Origin of the sequence: Psychrobacter proteolyticus, from assembly GCF_038155145.1 — a bacterium.
In the GTDB taxonomy this organism is placed as follows: Bacteria; Pseudomonadota; Gammaproteobacteria; order Pseudomonadales; family Moraxellaceae; genus Psychrobacter; species Psychrobacter proteolyticus_B.
Map to the genome: position 1 here is coordinate 1 of NZ_JBAKAY010000266.1, position 207 is coordinate 207.

The 207-nt window shown below is 44.0% G+C and carries 1 pseudogene; it reads left to right on the forward strand.

What is annotated here, in order from left to right:
• Positions 1-207 (forward strand): annotated as a pseudogene (locus V6252_RS13785) (lytic murein transglycosylase); the annotation flags it as partial.

Here is a 207-nt window from a genome sequence, read left to right on the forward strand (position 1 = left end):
AGCCAAACGTCAATGGGGCTCGACTCTACCTCAAATCGAATCGCTTTATGGCGTAATAGCTGAACACGTGCTCGGTGTCTGGGGTGTAGAATCAAACTTTGTTCAAACGCTAGGTAAAAAACCATTATTTTAGTCTTTAGCGACCTTGTCTTGTTTCGGTCGTCGTCAAAGCTATTTCCAAGGTGAGTACGCCAATGCGCTAAAAAT